Raw genomic sequence first — 16,051 nt, forward strand, 5'->3', positions numbered from 1 at the left:
ACCCCCGACGGCTTTCGGTCACGTACCCGTCACGCCGGTGGTGCGATGGATCCGTCCTCACCGATGGTCGCCGCGGTGTCACCGAAGTCGGCGGTCGAGAGCTCGCGGACGCGGGCCAGTCCACGCTCGTTCTTGCTGTCCCGGGTCGGTTTTCCGGTCGAGTTCAGGTAGGTCGAGAGGAACTTGCCGCCGGCGTACGAGCCGTCCTGGTGAAGCGAGACGTGGAGGATGCCGCCGTATTTCAGGACGCCGCCGCTGCTGAGGGTGTTGCCGCCGCCCGCGAAGTTCCCCAGGCTGTACGCGATGAGTTTGCCCTGGTAGAACTGCATGCCGCGCAGCACGTGGGGTCCGTGCCCGACGACCACGTCCGCTCCGGCGTCGATGACCGCCTTGGAGAACTTGATCGGGTCGCCCCTGTTCTCGCCGAAGAAGGTCTCGGTGCCGGGCTTCACGTGGCCCATGCCGGAGCCCTCGGCGCCCATGTGCACCTGCACCACGACCAGGTCCGCGCGGCCTGCTGCCTTCTTGATGACGGCACGCGCCGCACTCAGGTCGTTCAGGTTGTTCGCTCCCGCGTACGGGGAGAAGCCCACGACCGCGACCTTGACACCCTTGACCTCGACGACGGTGATCTGGTCCTGGGCCCCGGTGTGCTTCAGGCCGGCGCCTTCGAGGGCGTCGACGGTGTTCCGGTAGCCCTGGGAGCCGTAGTCCTTGGAGTGGTTGTTCGCCGTGTTGAGCAGCTCGAAGCCCGCGTCGGCGAGGTGCCCGGCGTACGAGGGCGGGGAGCGGAAGGCGAAGCAGTTGGCCCGGGGCGGGGTTCCGCACTTGGAGGTGCCGGTGTCGCCGGTGAGCGGCTGTTCGAGGTTGCCCATCACCAGGTCGGACTTCAGGCCCTCTTTGACGGAGTCGAAGAAGCCCTGGCCGTCGTTCGCCGGGAGTTTGCCGGGCGCGCTGCCCATGATGATGTCCCCGGTGGCCGAGAACGTGATCGTCTCGCCCACGGGGGCCGATTCGAGTTCGGGTGCGGTGGCCGGGGCGGCCTGCGGGAGCTTCCAGACGGGTGCGGGGGGAGTGTCGGATCCCCGATCCGCGAGCGCCACACCACCGAGCCCCGCGCCTGCGAGCACGGCGATCGCGATGGTGGCGGTGAGGACCGGGCGGCCGAACAGACCGCGATGACGCTGTGGGGGGTGGGCATTCATCGACGAGGACGATACCGTCGGCCGACAGGCGGTGGCGACCGTCGAACGGCCGGTCATTGCTCACCGAGAGCGACGATTCTTCCGACCTTCGCGGCACGAGCGGTTACGCTGCGAGATCTGGATCGAGGGGTGCCCGCCCGTTTACGGCCCGCGTGCGCCTAGACTGATCGTGCGCGGCGAAGCGCGTAGTCGGAGGTACAGCGATGGATGAGGTACTGGCTCGCAGCGGGATCTTCCAGGGCGTTGACCCGGAGGCTGCCGAGGCACTCGCCAAGGAGATGGAGACGATCGAGTTCCGCAAGGGGGACATCGTCTTCAATGAGGGCGAGGCGGGTGACAGCCTTTACATCGTTCTCTCCGGAAAGATCAAGCTTGGTCGCCGGGCAGCTGACGGTCGGCAGAACCTCGTCTCGATCATGGGTCCTTCGGACATGCTCGGTGAGCTGTCCCTGTTCGACCCCGGTCCGCGGACGGCCACGGCCACCGCGGTGACCGACACGCGCCTGGCGCGACTGAAGAAGTCGTCGCTGCGCCCGTGGTTGAACAACCGGCCGGAGATCGCCGAGCAGCTGTTGCGGGTCCTGGCCCGCAGGCTGCGCCGGACGAACGATGCCCTCGCGGACCTGATCTTCACGGACGTGCCCGGCCGGGTGGCCAAGAACCTGCTGCAGATGGCAGGCCGCTTCGGCACCCGGGACGGTGGCGTCCTGCGGGTCACGCACGACCTGACCCAGGAGGAGCTGGCGCAGCTCGTCGGCGCTTCCCGGGAGACGGTCAACAAGGCGCTCGCGGACTTCGCGTCCCGCGCCTGGCTGCGACTCGACGGCAAGAGCGTCATCATCCTCGACCCGGAGAGGCTGGCCCGCCGCGCGCGGGTCTGACCCAGCCGATCCGCCGTAACACGATAGGGGCCGTCCTCCGGGGCGGCCCCTACAACGCGTGCGCGCCCACCTGATCAGGGGACAAAGCCGCCGCCTCATGATCCGTGTCGCACCCGGTCAGCCGCTCGTTACGGAGGTGGTCGAGAGGCACTACACGGGTGAGAGGGCGCGGCTTTGAACATGGTGGCGGGCGTGGAGCGCAGCGGGGTGACGACGTGACCGTGCTCGACACCTCTATCGACCCGCGTACCCCGGCCTATCTGGAGAGCCGCAGCGCGATGCTGGAGCGGCTGGCCGAGCTCGAGGCAGCGCTGGAGGCGGCGCGCGCGGGTGGCGGCGAGAAGTGGGTGACCAGGCACCACGCCCGGGGCAAGCTGCTGCCCCGGGAACGCGTCGAGATGCTGCTGGACCAGGACAGCCCGTTCCTCGAGCTGTCACCGGTCGCGGCGTGGGGCTCGGACTTTCCCGTCGGGGCGAGTGTGGTGACCGGCATCGGCGTTGTCGAGGGCGTCGAGTGTGTGGTCATCGCCAACGATCCGACGGTGGACGGTGGGGCCGTCAACCCGTACACGGTGGAGAAGATCCGTAGGGCTGCGCGGATCGCCTCGATGAACCGGTTGCCGCTGGTGAATCTGGTCGAGTCGACCGGCGCGGCGGCGCCGTCGGGGCCGCCGCCGGGCGGTGCCATCGCCCGTGACCTGAGTCAGCTGACGGCCGACCGGGTGCCGACCGTCTGCGTGGTCTTCGGCGCGACGACCGGCGACGCGGCCTACCTGCCGGCGCTCTCGGATTACACGATCATGGTCCGTGGGCACGCGAAGATGCTGACGATCCACCCGCAGCCGGTCCGCGCGGCCGGCGCGAACGGCCGGCCCGCCCCCGAGGTACGCAGTGCGCCGACCGTCCCCGCCGGGGTGACCGGCCCGGCCGATCAGCTGGCCGAGGACGAGCGTGACGGCCTGCGCCTGGCCCGCCAATGCGTACGCCGGTTCAACTGGCGCAAACGCGGTCCCGCGCCCCGGGCCTGGCCGCCGATCCCCCCGAAGTACGACGCCGAGGATCTGCTCACGCTGGCCGGCGCCGACCCGTCGACGGTGTTCGAGCCGCACGAGGTGCTGGCCCGGATTCTCGACGGCAGCGACTTCGACGAGTTCAAGCCGTCGCAGGGCACCGCGCTCGTGACCGGCTGGGGTGAGCTGCACGGCTACCCGATCGGCGTGCTCGCGAACCTCGGCGGCGCGTTCTCACCGGCGGAGACCCAGAAGGCCGTCCACTTCATCCAGCTCGCCAACGCAACAGCGACCTCACTGCTGTTCGTGCAGTACACGGGCGCGGCGGCGGCCGAGGCCCACGAGGCCGCGGACGTCCGGCACGGCGCCCCGCTGGTGCACGCCGTCGCGAAGTCGACCGTGCCGCACCTGACCCTCATGATCGGCGGCACTCCTGCCGAGGAGGCGGGTGGCATCTACGGCCGCGCCTACGAGCCGCGGTTCCTGTTCAGCTGGCCGGTGGAGCGACCCGCGGAGGGTTCGAGCCCCCGCGGCAAGCTGCCGGACGACGGCGTCATCGATCCCCGCGACACCCGTACGGTCCTCGGTCTCTGCCTGTCCGCCGTGCACAGCGCGGCTGTCGAGGGTGCCGAGCACGTCGGCGTCTTCCGACCCTGAAGTCCCTGAAAGGTAGACCAGTGATCCGACGTCTTCTGGTGGCCAACCGCGGCGAGATCGCCCGCCGGGTGTTCGCCACCTGCCGCCTGGTCGGCATCGAGACGGTCGCCGTCTACTCCGATGCCGATTCCGATGCGCCGCACGTCACGGAGGCGGACTACGCCGTGCACCTCTCCGGGGGCACGGCGGCCTCGACCTATCTGCGCGGTGACCTGATCATCGCCGCGGCCAAGCGGGCCGGTGTGAACGCGATCCATCCCGGTGACGGGCTGCTCGCCGAGGACCCCGATTTTGCCGCCGAGGTCGCGGACGCCGGGATGATCTGGGTCGGCCCGCCGGCGAAGACCCTCGGCCTGCTGCACAGCAAGATCGAGACGAAGGCCGTCGTCGCGGAGGCCGGTGTCCCGGTCCTGCCGACGATGACCGACCCGGAGACCATCACCGACTTCCCGGTGCTGATCAAGCCGTCGGGTGGGCAGGGCGGCCAGGGCATGCGGGTCGTGCGGGATCCCGTCACCCTCGCCGAGGCGATGGCGTCGACGCGGCAGGAGACCGGCGACCAGGTCTTCTGTGAGCCGTACGTGGAGAACGTGCGGCACATCGAGGTGCCGATCATCGCGGACGCGCACGGCGCCGTGGTGCCGTTCGGTGAGCGCGAGTGCTCGGTCCAGCGCCGCTACCAGAAGATCATCGAAGAGACGCCGTCACCGGCCGTCGACCCCGCACTGCGGGAGGAGCTGTGCCGGGCCGCGATCATCGCCGTCCGCGCCATCGGGTACGTCGGTGCCGGCGCCGTCGAGTTCCTTCTCGACGAGCAGGGCGACTTCTGGTTCCTCGAGCTCACCCCGAGTCTGCAGGTCGAGCACGCGGTCACCGAGTGCGTCTCCGGGTACGACCTGGTGCGGCTGCAGCTGCTGGTCTCGGAGGGTGGCCACCTGCCGATGCCGGGGCCGCCGCCGATCCGCGGTCACGCCATCGAGGTGCGGATCTGCGCCGAGGACCCCGCGTACGCGTGGCTGCCCGCGTCCGGCACCCTGCACCGCTTCGCCGTACCGGATGTGGCGGGTTCGTTCCGGCCCCTGCCCCAGCCGGGTCTGCGCCTCGACGCCGGTGTGGTGGACGGCTCGGTCGTGGGTCTGCAGGGCGACTCGATGCTGGCCAAGCTGGTGGCCTGGGCGCCGACCCGGCAGGAGGCGGCCCGGATGCTCGCCTCGGCGCTGACCCGGGCCCAGCTGCACGGTGTGGTGGCCAACCGTGACCTGCTCGTCCGCGTGCTGCGCCACCAGGCGTTCCGGGCGGGCGATGTGGACACCGGCTTCCTGGACCGGCATCCCGAGGTCTTCGCGCCGCTGCTGTCGTCCGTCGACGCGGTCCGCATCTCGTGCCTGGCCGCGGCCCTGGCCGGTGCCGCCGCCCGGCGGGCGACCGCACCCGTGCTCGCGTCGCTGCCCTCGGGCTGGCGCAACGTCCCGTCCGGCTCGCAGACCGCGGTCTACGACGGCCCGGCCGGCCCGGTCGAGGTCGGCTACCGGATGAACCGCCACGGCGAGCTCGCCGGCTGGTGGGTCCGGTCCGTGGATCCCGAGGAGCTGGACCTGGCCGGTCTCGGGCAGGCTCCGACGCTGGACGACCACCCGCCCACGGTGGTCGTGCACGCCGACGGCGGCCGGGTCGACCTGGACGTGAACGGCATCCGGCTCAGCCTCAAGGTGCACCGCGTCGGCGACATCTCCTACGTGGACAGCCCCGAGGGCTCGGTCACTTTGCGTGAGCTGTCCCGCTTCCCGCTGCCGGCGCCGGAGGCCACCGAGGGCTCGCTGATCGCCCCGCTCCCCGGGGCCGTACGCCGGGTGCTGGTGGTGCCGGGTCAGCGGGTACGCGCCGGAGAACTGCTGCTCACACTCGAGGCGATGAAGCTCGAGCACCCCGTCCACGCGCCGTCCGCCGGCGTTGTCGCGTCGCTGCCGGTGCACCCGGGCGCGGAAGTCGACACGGGCGAACTCCTGGCTGTGTTGGACCCGGAGTGATCAGCCGCGGGCCAGCACCGGCCCGCGGAGCTGGTTGACACCCTGACCCGCCAGGCACCGGAACACCCGGTCCGCGGTGGTCGGCGGCAGCACCGACAGCGCCCATTCGCGGCTGTCGGTGCGGGTGGTCGTCCGGCGGAAAGTCTTGGTGCTGCACACCGCGCGCACGATCGGGTCGGTGGTGACGGCGTCCCGGTCGTGCGGCTCCACACCGGACGGCAGCTCGCCGACCGCGAACACCTCCCAGCTGTGCGGCCGCGCGCACGAGACCTTGCGCGCCAGGTGACCGCTGTCCGCACGCCGCGTGTAGCACTCGAGCTGGTCGGGGCAGTACGCCTTGCCGGACGTGCAGCCGGGCAGCCGTGAGAGGGCCACCGGCACGGTCGAGGTGGCGGGCGCGACGAACCGGTTGGCCAGCGAGCGCACCTTCGGGCCCTGCGACGACGCGAGCATCGCTCCGCCGACCGAGGCCGCCAGCAGCAGGAACACGCCGAAGCCGCCGAAGAGCCACTTCCGCTTGTTGCGCTTGCGGCCTTCCGTGTGGACGGTCGGCGTCTCGTCGGGGTGCACCTCACGCGTCGGCGAGACCGGCGGGCGCGGCCGCGGGTCCGGCGGCATCGGGCGGGGTTCCGGCGGCTGGAACGTCGACGAGCGGTAGACGGTCGGCGGGGGCTGCTGGCCGCCCGGGCCGAGGTGCAGTCCGGCGAGCATCTCGCGCAGCTGCTCAGCCGTCGGCCGGGCGCGGGGGTCGTTCGCCATGCCGTACCGGAGGATCTCGATGAGCGCGCGCGGGACGCCGGGCAGCTCCGGGATCGGGTGGTTGAAGAGGTCCATCAGGGTGATCAGGCTGGGACTGCGGTCGGACTCCCAGCGCGGCGGCCGCCCGCGCATGACGGCGTAGAGAGTCGCACTGAGGGCGTAGACGTCGACCGCACCGGACGGCTCGGCGTGCGAGAACATCTCCGGCGGCGCGTACGCGGGGGTCAGCACCTCGAGCGTCACCGAGGAATCACGCATCTCGCCCAGCACGGCCAGCCCGAAGTCGGCGAGCACGGCCGGGTTGAAGTGCGAATACAGGATGTTCGCGGGCTTGACGTCGCGATGCAGCACTCCGGCGGCGTGCGAGTGCACGAGCGCGTCGGCGATCTTGACGCCGAGATCGCGGGCCTCGGCGGCGGAGAGCGGCGAGATCCGCATCCGGTCGAGGTAGGACCCGTCACACAACTCCATGATCAGGTACGGGTGCTGGTCGACGGTCACACCGACGTCGAAGAGGTCGACAACGTGCGGGTGCGACGACATGCGGCCCGCGGCCTTGGCCTCCCGCAGGAATCGCGCCTGGTCACGGGCGTTGTCCAGGGTCCTGTTCTCGACCTTGATGGCGACGTCACGGCCGACGGAATCCTGGGTGGCGCGGTAGACGGTGGCATACCCACCCCTGGCCATGACCGACAAGCCGGACATGCCAGGCACGTAGGGCACGGGCAGACGGCCAGGCGGGGTGTCGGTCACGGCTTAGAAAATACGCGACCGGTGGTCAGCTTCATCCCGGCACGTCAGACGCGTACGCGACAGATTCGGGCGGTTCCACCGTGGAGTGGGTCAGAGCGTCCCGGAGTTCCTCCGCGGAGAGCCGCTCACTCGCCTGCTCGGTCGAGTATGCGAGCAGCACAGCCTCCTCCGCGGCGTCCCGGGCTTCGTCCATCGCGCCGGCCGCGGCATTCACCCGGGCGAGGACCATGGCGGTCACGACACCACTGCGAACATCTTCGGCGGGAACTTCCCGGGCGCGTCGCACCCAGGCCGCTGCCGTGTCGACGCGACCGTCGGCGAGCAGGGCCGACGCGTACGACGCCAGCGCGTGCCGCCGCGAGAAGATGAGCGAACCGCCGGTGTCACTGGCTATCGGCGCGAGCAGCCCGACCGCCGTGGCGGCGTCACCCGCACGAAGGCGCGCCTCGGCCAGCAGCACCCGGGGTCCGACCTGTGCGGGAGCCAGCGGATTGTGCGGCTCCACGGCCGTCATCACCCGGCGGGCGTCGGCCTCGGCCGCCTCGACGTCGCCGCGCTGCAACGCCACGAAGCCGCGCAGCGTGCCGGCCATGCCGAGCAGCAGCGGGTGCCCGGTGCGGTCGGCATAACCCAGGGCGTCGGTCAGCAGGTCCTCGGCGTGCTCGGGCTCGTTCAGGCCACGGGCGATCGCGCCGCGGACGACCAGCGCCAGCCCGCGGCCCCAGTCGTCGGACACGGCCGCAAACTCCCGGTACGCCCGGCGCGCCTCGCCGTCCGCCTCGGCCAGGTCACCCAGCTCGGCTGCGGCGTACGCCTCGACGGCCCGCAGCGTGCCGACCGCCCAGCCCTCGCCGACCCGGTCCCCGAACGGCAGGAAGATCCGGGCCAGCCGCCGCGACTCGTGCAGCCGTCCGGCCAGCAGGCGCGCGAACGCTGTCGTGCCGCGCAGCCACGAGCGTCCGACGGGATCGCCCAGCTCGGCGAAGAGGCGGGCCGCGCGGCCGAGCACTGCGTCCGTACCGGCGAAGTCGCCCCGGGTGGTCGTCACCCAGGCCAGGTTTTGCAGGGCCCAGGCCTGACCGTGCCGGTCACCCGCGGAGAGCGTCACCTGGTACGCCGCGGCAAAACGACTGCTCGCCTGACTGAGCTTGCCCGAGAGGAAGTCGGCCATGCCGAGCCGCCGCATGGCGTTGGCGCGTTCCGGGGCCAGCTCGGCCTCGGTGGCGACCTCCAGCGCCTGCTGCCAGGCCGCAACGGCACGCTGGCTGTCTCCGAGAGCTTCCTGGGCCCGGCCGACGACCAGCAGGGCCTCGGCGCGGCACACCGGCTCCTCGTTGGCGCTCTCGGCGATCTTCTCGCCGTAGGTGAGGGCCTCCGACGCCCGGCCCAGGCGCAGCAGCGCACGGGCGTGCACGAGCTGGTCGGAGAGCGGCAGGCTGTCCTTGGCGATGCCGGCGGCGCGTTCGGCGTACTGGATGGAGGCCGCCGGTTCGATGTTGGCCAGCGCCCGGCGGGCCATCCGGCCGAGCGCCGAAACACCGAGCGGGGTCACCTCGCGGGCGGTGGCGTCGGGTCGCAACCGGACGGCGTCGGCCAGCTCGACCGCACACTCGGCGTGGGTCGCCACGAACGCGTCACGCTCGTTCTCACCCAGGCTGAGGCGGCTCGCGCTGTCGTAGCCCAGCGCCGCGACCGTCTCCGGCGCGGCCCAGCGGGCGAGGTACGCGTGCCGGTCGGCCAGGTCGGCCTTGCCCAGCCCGGCGTACGCGGCCTCACGCATCAGCGGCGTGCTGAACGCGTAACCGCCGCGGACCCGGTGCAGCATGCGGCGCTGGAGCAGCTCGTCGACGGCCCGTTCGAGCTCGACGGCGGCGACCGCCCCCGGCCGGGCGTCACTGGGCGCCCGGCGTTCGCGGAGGGCCTCGATGACTCCGGTCGGCACGGTGTCGCCGACGACCGCGGCGTCCCGCAGCACCGAGCGGGGCTCGGTCGGCAGGGCGTCGATGCGGGCGGCGAGCACAGCGGCGAGGTCGCGGGAGAGCAGTTGGCTGCCCATCGATCCGGCCGCGAGCTGCCACTTGCCGGCGGCGTTGGCGCCGACGGCCGGCATCAGCGCGCCGCGTTCCATCAGCAGCGTCACCAGCTCGGCCAGGTAGAACGGGTTGCCCTGCGCGGTGGCGAGCAGCCGGTCGGCGTCGGCCTGCGGCAGCTTGCCGCCGTTGAGATAGGACGTGAGCAGCCGGGAGGCGTCCGCACCCCGCAGCGGCGGCAGCGTGTGGATCTCGGCGTCGGCGAGGCGGGTCAGGGCGCCCGCGGTCCGGACGAGCTCTGGCCGGCCGAGCAGCAGCAGGACCACCGGGCCGTCCAGGCGGGAGAGCACCGCACCCAGCGCGTCGATCGTCTCGGCGGTCGCGTCGTGCAGGTCGTCGACGATGACCACCAGCGGCGTCTCGCGGGCCAGGGCACTGAGCAGCCCCGCCACGGCCACCGGGATGGTCTCGGTCTCCGCACGGGTGCCACCGGTCGGCTGATATTCCGCGACCGCCGCCGGACCGACCGGGTTGGCGGGCGCGTCGCCGTAACCGAGCAGGGCGAGCAGCCGGTCGATGTCGACCTCGGGCGCCTCACCGTCGCGGGTCAGCCGGGTCACGAGCTTGCGCAGGCGCTCCTCGACGACCGGCCGGGTGATCGTGGCGGCGACGTCCTTGGGCAGGCCGACGGACTTGCGGACCAGGTCGGCCAGCGGAGCGAACCGCCGGCGCTCACCGAACGCCCGGCACCGCGCCCGCAGCACCCGCGCGCCGGTGTGGGTGGCGAACCGCCCGGCACCGACGTCGTACCCGGCCGCGAAGCGCTTGACCTCACCCGCGAAGCGCGTCTTGCCGATGCCGGCCTCGGCGGTCATCACCATCACGCGCGGTGTGCCGGAGTCGATGACCTCGGCGAGCCGGCCGGAGACCCGGCCCAGCTCGGTCTCACGACCGACAAACGGCGCCTCGTCGCCCAGGCCCGATCGGGTGCCGGGTGCGTCGTGCAGTCCCAGCAGCTCGTAAGCCGGGACGGGCTCCCGCTTCCCCTTGAGCCGCAACGCCCGCAGCTGCCGCCAGGAGGCGACGTGCCGGGTGCCGGCCGAGGTGCGCGACCCCGCGTAGACCGCACCGACGGCGGCCGCGTCGGCCAGCCGGGCCGCGGTGTTCACGGTGTCGCCGATGACCGTGTATTCGATCGAGGCCTGGATGCCCGCGACGACCTCGCCGGTGTTCAGCCCGACCCGCAGGCCCAGCGGCGCACCGCCACCACGCTCGTCGTCGAGCACCCGGCGCACGGCGCGCTGCATGCTGAGAGCGGCCCGGACGGCACGTTCGGCGTCGTCCTCGTGCGCGACGGGCGCACCGAAGACAGCCATGATGCCGTCACCAGTGAGCTTGTCGACGTGACCGCCGAAGGTCTTGACCGCCCCGGCCAGCGCGGCGAGCACCCGGTCGGTCACCGCGCCGACCCGTTCGGGGTCGAGATCCTCGGACCACGACGTGAAGTCGGAGAGGTCGCCGAAGAGCACGGTGACGATCCGCCGCTCCGCCGCGGGCAGAGTGGCGGCAGCCGGCAGGGCGGCACCACAGTTGTGGCAGAAACGGGCACCGGGAACGGCGACGGTTCCACACACGGGACAGGTCACAGCGGGTCCAACTGTTCGGGGGTCCGCTGTGATTCCCGCCTCAGGTATTCGAGTTGGGCACGCGCGGACCACTCGGCCGCGAATCGGACTCCGGGTGCGATATCGGGGTACACGACGTCGACCACGGTCTCCGGGGAGTCGGCACCAGCGGCGACCGCGGCCCTCACCTGTGCGAGCCGGTCACGGCGGTGGGCCAGATAGGCACGGGCAACCGCGCCGCAGTCGTCCAGCGCCGGGCCGTGGCCGGGCAACATCACCACCTTCTCGTACGCCGTGAGAGCCTCGAGGCTGGTCAGGTAGTCGCCCAGGTCGCCGTCGGGCCAGGCCACCACGGTCGTACCGCGGCCCAGGATGGTGTCGCCCGTGAACACGACACGCTCGTCGCCGCACTCGACCAGGAAGCAGACGGAGTCGGCGGTGTGACCGGGCGTGTCCAGCACACGGATCTCGAGACCGTCACCGCCGAACGACTCGTCGCGGGCCAGCACCCCGGCACCGACACTGTGCTGCGGGTCCGCGGTGAGCACGTGGACACCGCCCAGGATCTCGGAGAGCCGGGCGGCGCCCTCGACGTGATCGTGGTGACCGTGGGTGACCAGAATGAAGAGGTACGGTCCGTGGCCGGCGATCCGCGCGAGATGGTCCTCGTCCAGCGGGCCGGGGTCGATGACCACCGCGTGTTCGGCCCCCGGCGCGCGCAGCACCCAGGTGTTGGTGCCGTCGAGCGTCATCGGACCCGGATTCGGGGCGCGCAGCAGCGTCACCCAGCCCGGTAACTCCTCGACCTCGGCGGCCCCCATGCAGGGAATCGTACGTCGCTCTGCGCTGACCGACCGGGGACCGGATGTGCGATCCGGTCACCGGCGGTCACGTCACAACGGAAAATCCACACGTACCGGCGCGGGTCAGGCGATCTCCGCGATGACTTCCACCTCGACGGGGGCACCCAGCGGCAGCTCGGACACGCCGACGGCGCTGCGGGCGTGCCGGCCCTGCTCGCCGAGCACGTCGCCGAAGAGGTTGGAGGCACCGTTGACCACGGCGGGCTGGCCGGTGAAGCCCTCCGCCGAGGCGACGAAGCCGGTCAGCTTCACGATCTTGACGACGCGCCCGAGGCCGACCAGCGCGTCGATCGCCGCGAGGGCGTTCAGCGCGCAGTACCGGGCCAGCTCGGTGCCCTGCTCGGGCGTGACCTCGGCGCCGACCTTGCCGACGTACGGCAGCTTGCCGTCGACCATGGGCAGCTGACCGGAGACGTAGACATGGTTGCCGGACTGCACGGCCGGCACGTAGGACGCCAGCGGCGGCACGACCGACGGCAGCGTCAACCCCAGCTCGGCCAGGCGCGCGTAGATGTCCACACCACCCTCGCCGCTCACCGGGGTCGGGGCGGTCACGCCTTGGCCCGCTTCATGTACGCCACCAGCTGGTCGGTGTTGGGGCCGGGCACGACCTGCACCAGTTCCCACCCGTCCTCGCCCCAGTTGTCGAGGATCTGCTTGGTCGCGTGGACCAGCAGCGGCACGGTCACGTACTCCCACTTCTGCATTGCTCGTCCAGCTCCCTGTCACTCGGCCCCGGGCCCGCGCCCGTCGACTTCGGCGACAGCCTAGCCAGGCGGCCGGAGCTGCCTCGCGGCTGTCCGGATTTCGTTACGCTGAGCACGGGGCGACGCGGCCCCGACTCCGCCGGCCGAGGGGGCACGATGACGCAACCGCAGGGCGAGGCTCCGCGTACGTCCTCGATCGCCGCCGCGGACGGACCCGAGCCGGACTTCTTCGACGCGCCCCCGCCTGCTGAACTGCCCGAATGGCCGCCCGTCGGTGCCTACCCGGGCGAACCCGGTCATGCGCCCTTCACGCCGACGGTCACCGAGGAGCAGGTCCTCGAGGGTGATCTGGTCTGGCACCAGCCGCCGCCGACCGAGCCGTTCCACGCCCGCCACGAAAAACCGGGCGAGTGGCGCACCGAGCCGCCCGAGCACCTCGCGTGGGAGCACTCGCCGCCTGCCGAGGTCGAGCCGGGCCCGCAGCACGATCTGCAGACCGAGGCGATCCCGCTCGGCATGCTGCCGCAGCCGTGGCAGGTCCCGTTCGATCCGCATTCGACCGAGACGACCGTGCTCGAGGCGCCGGCGCGGCAACGGCGTACCGGCTTGTGGGTGTCGCTGGCCCTGGTCCTGACTTTGTTGATCTTCGGTGGCGGCACGCTGTCGGCGATCATGCTGCTGCGCGACGCCGACAGCGGCAAGGGCGCACCCGACCCGGCCGGCGCGGTCAACCGCTTCATGACCGCGGTCTACACCCAGCAGGACCCGGCCTCCGCCGGTGACACCGTCTGCCGCGAGGCGCGCGACGAGGACAAGCTCGAGGACCGCATCAACCAGATCAAGGGGTACGCGAACGAGTACGACGCGCCCTCCTTTCGCTGGAACGACCCGGCCGTCTCGGCGCAGACGGAGGAGCGTGCCACGGTCGCCGTGCAGCTCACGATGACCACCGACGACGAGAAGACGGCGCAGCAGCAGCTCACGTTCACGGTGGTGCACAAGACCGGCTGGCTCGTGTGCGACGTGAGCAGCTGACCGCAGGCCGTACGCTCGAAGACGTGGCTAGCAACGAGTGGCCGGCACGCCTGCACGTCGTGACCGGCAAGGGCGGGACAGGCAAGACCACGGTGGCCGCGGCGCTGGCGCTCGGCCTGGCCGCGGGCGGGCACCGCACGCTGCTCGTCGAGGTCGAGGGCCGTCAGGGCATCGCCCAGCTCTTCGGCATCGACCCCCTCCCGTACGCCGAGAAGCGCATCGCGACGCCGGCCCGGGGTGACGGTGAGGTCCGCGCGCTGGCCGTGGATCCCGAGGAAGCCCTGCTCGAATATCTCGACATGTTCTACAAGCTCGGCGCGGCCGGGCGGGCCCTGCGCAAGATCGGTGCGATCGACTTCGCCACCACGATCGCCCCCGGCCTGCGCGACGTCCTGCTCACGGGCAAGGTGAAGGAGGCCACCACCCGGTCGTCCGACGGCAAGCGCGCCTACGACGCCGTGGTGCTGGACGCGCCGCCGACCGGCCGCATCGGGCGCTTCCTCAACGTCACCGCCGAGACCGCGCGCCTGGCGAAGATGGGCCCGATCAAGACGCAGAGCGACGGGGTCGCCTCCCTGCTGCGCTCACCCATGACCTCGGTGCACGTGGTGACGCTGCTGGAGGAGATGCCGGTCCAGGAGAGCCTGGACGCCATCGCCGAGCTGACCGCGCTGAACATCCCGGTCGGCCGGATCATCGTGAACGCCGCCCGCCCGGCGCTGCTCGCCTCCGGCAAGGTCACGAAGGTCGAGCTCAAGCGGGGTCTGGCCGCCGCCGGGCTGCCCACGGACGCGGCCACGGTCAACGGCCTGCACGCCGAGGCCAAGGCCCACCTCACCCGGCGGGAGCTGGAGGAGTCGCTGCGCAGCGAGCTCGTCGAGCTGGGCCGGCCGATGATCGAGCTGCCGCTGCTCGCCGGTGGTGTCGACCGCGACGGCTTGCACGAGCTGGCCGGTCTCCTCATGAGTGTCTGACCGGCCACACACGGCAGCGCTCTGCACCACGTCAGGGGCCACTAGTCAGTACGCTCGAAACGTGGCAGCTGAACAGACCACCCCTCGCCTGGACGTCGACGCTCTGCTGGCCGACCCGTCCACCAAAATCGTGGTCTGCTGCGGGGCCGGCGGGGTGGGCAAGACGACCACCGCCGCGGCCCTCGGCCTGCGGGCCGCCGAGCAGCACGGACGCCGCACGGTGGTGCTGACCATCGACCCGGCCCGCCGGCTCGCCCAGTCGATGGGCCTGACCGAGCTGGACAACACCCCGCGTCAGGTCAAGGGCATCGACACCGAGGCCACCGGCGGCGAGCTGCACGCCATGATGCTCGACATGAAACGGACGTTCGACGAGGTCGTGCAGGAGCACACCTCGCCGCAGCGCGCCGCGGAGATCTTCGCGAACCCGTTCTACCAGGCCATGAGCTCGACGTTCTCGGGCACGCAGGAATACATGGCCATGGAGAAGCTGGGTCAGCTGCGCTCGGGTGACGAGTGGGACCTGATCGTCGTCGACACCCCGCCGTCGCGGTCGGCGCTGGACTTCCTCGACGCCCCGGCCCGCCTCTCACGCTTCCTCGACGGCCGGATGCTGCGCATGCTGATGGCGCCGGCACGCGGCGGTCGCAGCATGTTCAGCCTGGTCACGGCCTCGTTCGGGATCTTCTCGCGGGCCGTGCAGAAGATTCTGGGCGCCCAGCTGCTGACCGACCTGTCGGGCTTCGTGTCCGCCCTGGACTCGATGTTCGGCGGGTTCCGGCAGCGCGCCGACGAGACGTACAGGATCCTCCAGGATCCGCAGACCGCTTTCCTGCTGGTCGCCGCGCCGGAGCGCGACGCCGTCCGCGAGGCCGCGTATTTTGCGGAGCGGCTGGTCGCGGAGCGCATGCCGCTCGCGGGCCTGGTCCTCAACCGCACGCATCAGACAGCGATCGACACCCTCCCGCGGGAGGAGGCCGAGGCCGCGGCGATCGCGCTGGATGCCGAGGGTGATCAGCAGACGACCGCGGACGCGTTGCGGATCCACAGCGCGCTGCTGCGGCAGATCGAGCGGGAGGTGCGGGTGGCCGCCCAGTTCACGGACGCGTTCCCGCAGGTTCCCACGGTCGCGGTGACAGCGCAGCCCGCCGACGTTCACGACGTCGACGGGCTGCGGACAATCGGTGCAGCGCTCTCCTGACAAAGGATCAGCGGGTGGAGACGAGCACCTTGTCGGCGCCCTTCTCCCGCAGCGCGGCTTCGAACATCTTCCGCCAGCTCGCCACGTGCGGGTGCCGGCGCAGCAGTGCGCGGCGCTCCCGCTCGGTCATGCCTCCCCAGACCCCGAACTCGATCCGGTTGTCCAGTGCATCGGCAAGGCACTCGTAGCGGACCGGGCAGCTGCGGCAGATCCTCTTCGCCACGTTCTGCTCGGCGCCCTGCACGAACAATGCGTCAGGGTCGCCACTCTGACACGCCGCCATGCTGGGCCAGTCGCTGATCATTCCCATCTGTTCACGTCCCC

The 16,051-nt window shown here is 71.6% G+C and carries 13 protein-coding genes; 6 read left to right on the forward strand and 7 right to left on the reverse strand.

Annotation, left to right across the window (positions count from 1 at the left end; all coding sequences use genetic code 11):
* Positions 1-29 precede the first annotated feature (29 nt).
* Positions 30-1,205: a CapA family protein gene (locus tag AFR_RS41815; RefSeq protein ID WP_041843407.1), complete on the reverse strand. Its 1,176-nt coding sequence runs from the start codon at positions 1,203-1,205 to the stop codon at positions 30-32.
* Between the two features lie 203 nt (positions 1,206-1,408).
* On the opposite strand from AFR_RS41815, the gene AFR_RS41820 reads away from it, so the two are divergent.
* The 3 genes from AFR_RS41820 (at position 1,409) to AFR_RS41830 (ending at position 5,780) form a co-directional block, all read left to right on the forward strand.
* Positions 1,409-2,086 (forward strand): Crp/Fnr family transcriptional regulator, encoded by a 678-nt coding sequence (locus AFR_RS41820; protein WP_023562908.1) that lies wholly within the window; start codon positions 1,409-1,411, stop codon positions 2,084-2,086.
* A 215-nt stretch (positions 2,087-2,301) separates the two neighbouring features.
* The gene (locus tag AFR_RS41825; RefSeq protein ID WP_023562909.1) at positions 2,302-3,753 is read left to right on the forward strand and encodes a carboxyl transferase domain-containing protein; all 1,452 of its coding nucleotides are present in this window, start codon (positions 2,302-2,304) and stop codon (positions 3,751-3,753) included.
* 20 nt (positions 3,754-3,773) lie between these two features.
* Complete coding sequence (locus AFR_RS41830) at positions 3,774-5,780, forward strand: ATP-binding protein (protein ID WP_023562910.1); 2,007 nt, start codon at positions 3,774-3,776, stop codon at positions 5,778-5,780.
* On the opposite strand, the gene AFR_RS41835 is transcribed toward AFR_RS41830, so the two are convergent.
* The 5 genes from AFR_RS41835 to sp36 all read right to left on the reverse strand — a co-directional run bounded on the left by AFR_RS41835 (position 5,781) and on the right by sp36 (position 12,517).
* Positions 5,781-7,292, reverse strand: a complete 1,512-nt coding sequence (locus AFR_RS41835; protein WP_041841567.1) for a serine/threonine-protein kinase — start codon at positions 7,290-7,292, stop codon at positions 5,781-5,783.
* 31 nt (positions 7,293-7,323) lie between these two features.
* Positions 7,324-10,968: an adenylate/guanylate cyclase domain-containing protein gene (locus AFR_RS41840; protein WP_041841568.1), complete on the reverse strand. Its 3,645-nt coding sequence runs from the start codon at positions 10,966-10,968 to the stop codon at positions 7,324-7,326.
* A complete protein-coding gene (locus AFR_RS41845) occupies positions 10,965-11,768 on the reverse strand; it encodes an MBL fold metallo-hydrolase (RefSeq protein ID WP_023562913.1) in 804 nt (267 codons plus the stop codon). Before AFR_RS41845 ends, AFR_RS41840 begins: the two co-directional genes overlap by 4 nt.
* Positions 11,769-11,873: 105 nt before the next feature.
* Positions 11,874-12,365, reverse strand: a complete 492-nt coding sequence (locus tag AFR_RS41850) for a RidA family protein (protein ID WP_023562914.1) — start codon at positions 12,363-12,365, stop codon at positions 11,874-11,876.
* Positions 12,362-12,517, reverse strand: coding sequence for a Sp36 family protein (gene sp36 / locus AFR_RS46565; protein ID WP_023562915.1), 156 nt, complete (start codon positions 12,515-12,517; stop codon positions 12,362-12,364). The genes AFR_RS41850 and sp36 overlap by 4 nt, the downstream gene beginning before the upstream one ends.
* 156 nt (positions 12,518-12,673) lie before the next feature.
* Here sp36 and AFR_RS45690 point away from each other — a divergent pair, with 156 nt between their 5' ends.
* The 3 genes from AFR_RS45690 to bagB all read left to right on the forward strand — a co-directional run bounded on the left by AFR_RS45690 (position 12,674) and on the right by bagB (position 15,727).
* Positions 12,674-13,552, forward strand: coding sequence for an Rv0361 family membrane protein (locus AFR_RS45690; protein ID WP_023562916.1), 879 nt, complete (start codon positions 12,674-12,676; stop codon positions 13,550-13,552).
* A gap of 23 nt (positions 13,553-13,575) precedes the next feature.
* The gene (gene bagA / locus AFR_RS41860; protein ID WP_041841569.1) at positions 13,576-14,526 is read left to right on the forward strand and encodes an ATPase BagA; all 951 of its coding nucleotides are present in this window, start codon (positions 13,576-13,578) and stop codon (positions 14,524-14,526) included.
* A gap of 61 nt (positions 14,527-14,587) precedes the next feature.
* The gene (gene bagB, locus AFR_RS41865) at positions 14,588-15,727 is read left to right on the forward strand and encodes an ArsA family ATPase (protein WP_023562918.1); all 1,140 of its coding nucleotides are present in this window, start codon (positions 14,588-14,590) and stop codon (positions 15,725-15,727) included.
* Between the two features lie 7 nt (positions 15,728-15,734).
* Here bagB and AFR_RS41870 read toward each other — a convergent pair whose 3' ends face one another.
* Positions 15,735-16,037: a WhiB family transcriptional regulator gene (locus AFR_RS41870; protein ID WP_041832981.1), complete on the reverse strand. Its 303-nt coding sequence runs from the start codon at positions 16,035-16,037 to the stop codon at positions 15,735-15,737.
* Between the last annotated feature and the right edge of the window lie 14 nt (positions 16,038-16,051).

Source organism: Amorphoplanes friuliensis DSM 7358 (genome assembly GCF_000494755.1).
Lineage (GTDB): Bacteria > Actinomycetota > Actinomycetes > Mycobacteriales > Micromonosporaceae > Actinoplanes > Actinoplanes friuliensis.

Excerpts from the sequence above, each read along its gene's own strand:
- AFR_RS41815 (WP_041843407.1), bottom strand. The coding sequence starts at position 1,205 with ATGAATGCCCACCCCCCACAGCGTCATCGCGGTCTGTTCGGCCGCCCG.
- AFR_RS41820 (WP_023562908.1), top strand. The coding sequence starts at position 1,409 with ATGGATGAGGTACTGGCTCGCAGCGGGATCTTCCAGGGCGTTGACCCG.
- AFR_RS41845 (WP_023562913.1), bottom strand. The coding sequence starts at position 11,768 with ATGGGGGCCGCCGAGGTCGAGGAGTTACCGGGCTGGGTGACGCTGCTG.
- sp36 (WP_023562915.1), bottom strand. The coding sequence starts at position 12,517 with ATGCAGAAGTGGGAGTACGTGACCGTGCCGCTGCTGGTCCACGCGACC.
- AFR_RS45690 (WP_023562916.1), top strand. The coding sequence starts at position 12,674 with ATGACGCAACCGCAGGGCGAGGCTCCGCGTACGTCCTCGATCGCCGCC.
- AFR_RS41870 (WP_041832981.1), bottom strand. The coding sequence starts at position 16,037 with ATGGGAATGATCAGCGACTGGCCCAGCATGGCGGCGTGTCAGAGTGGC.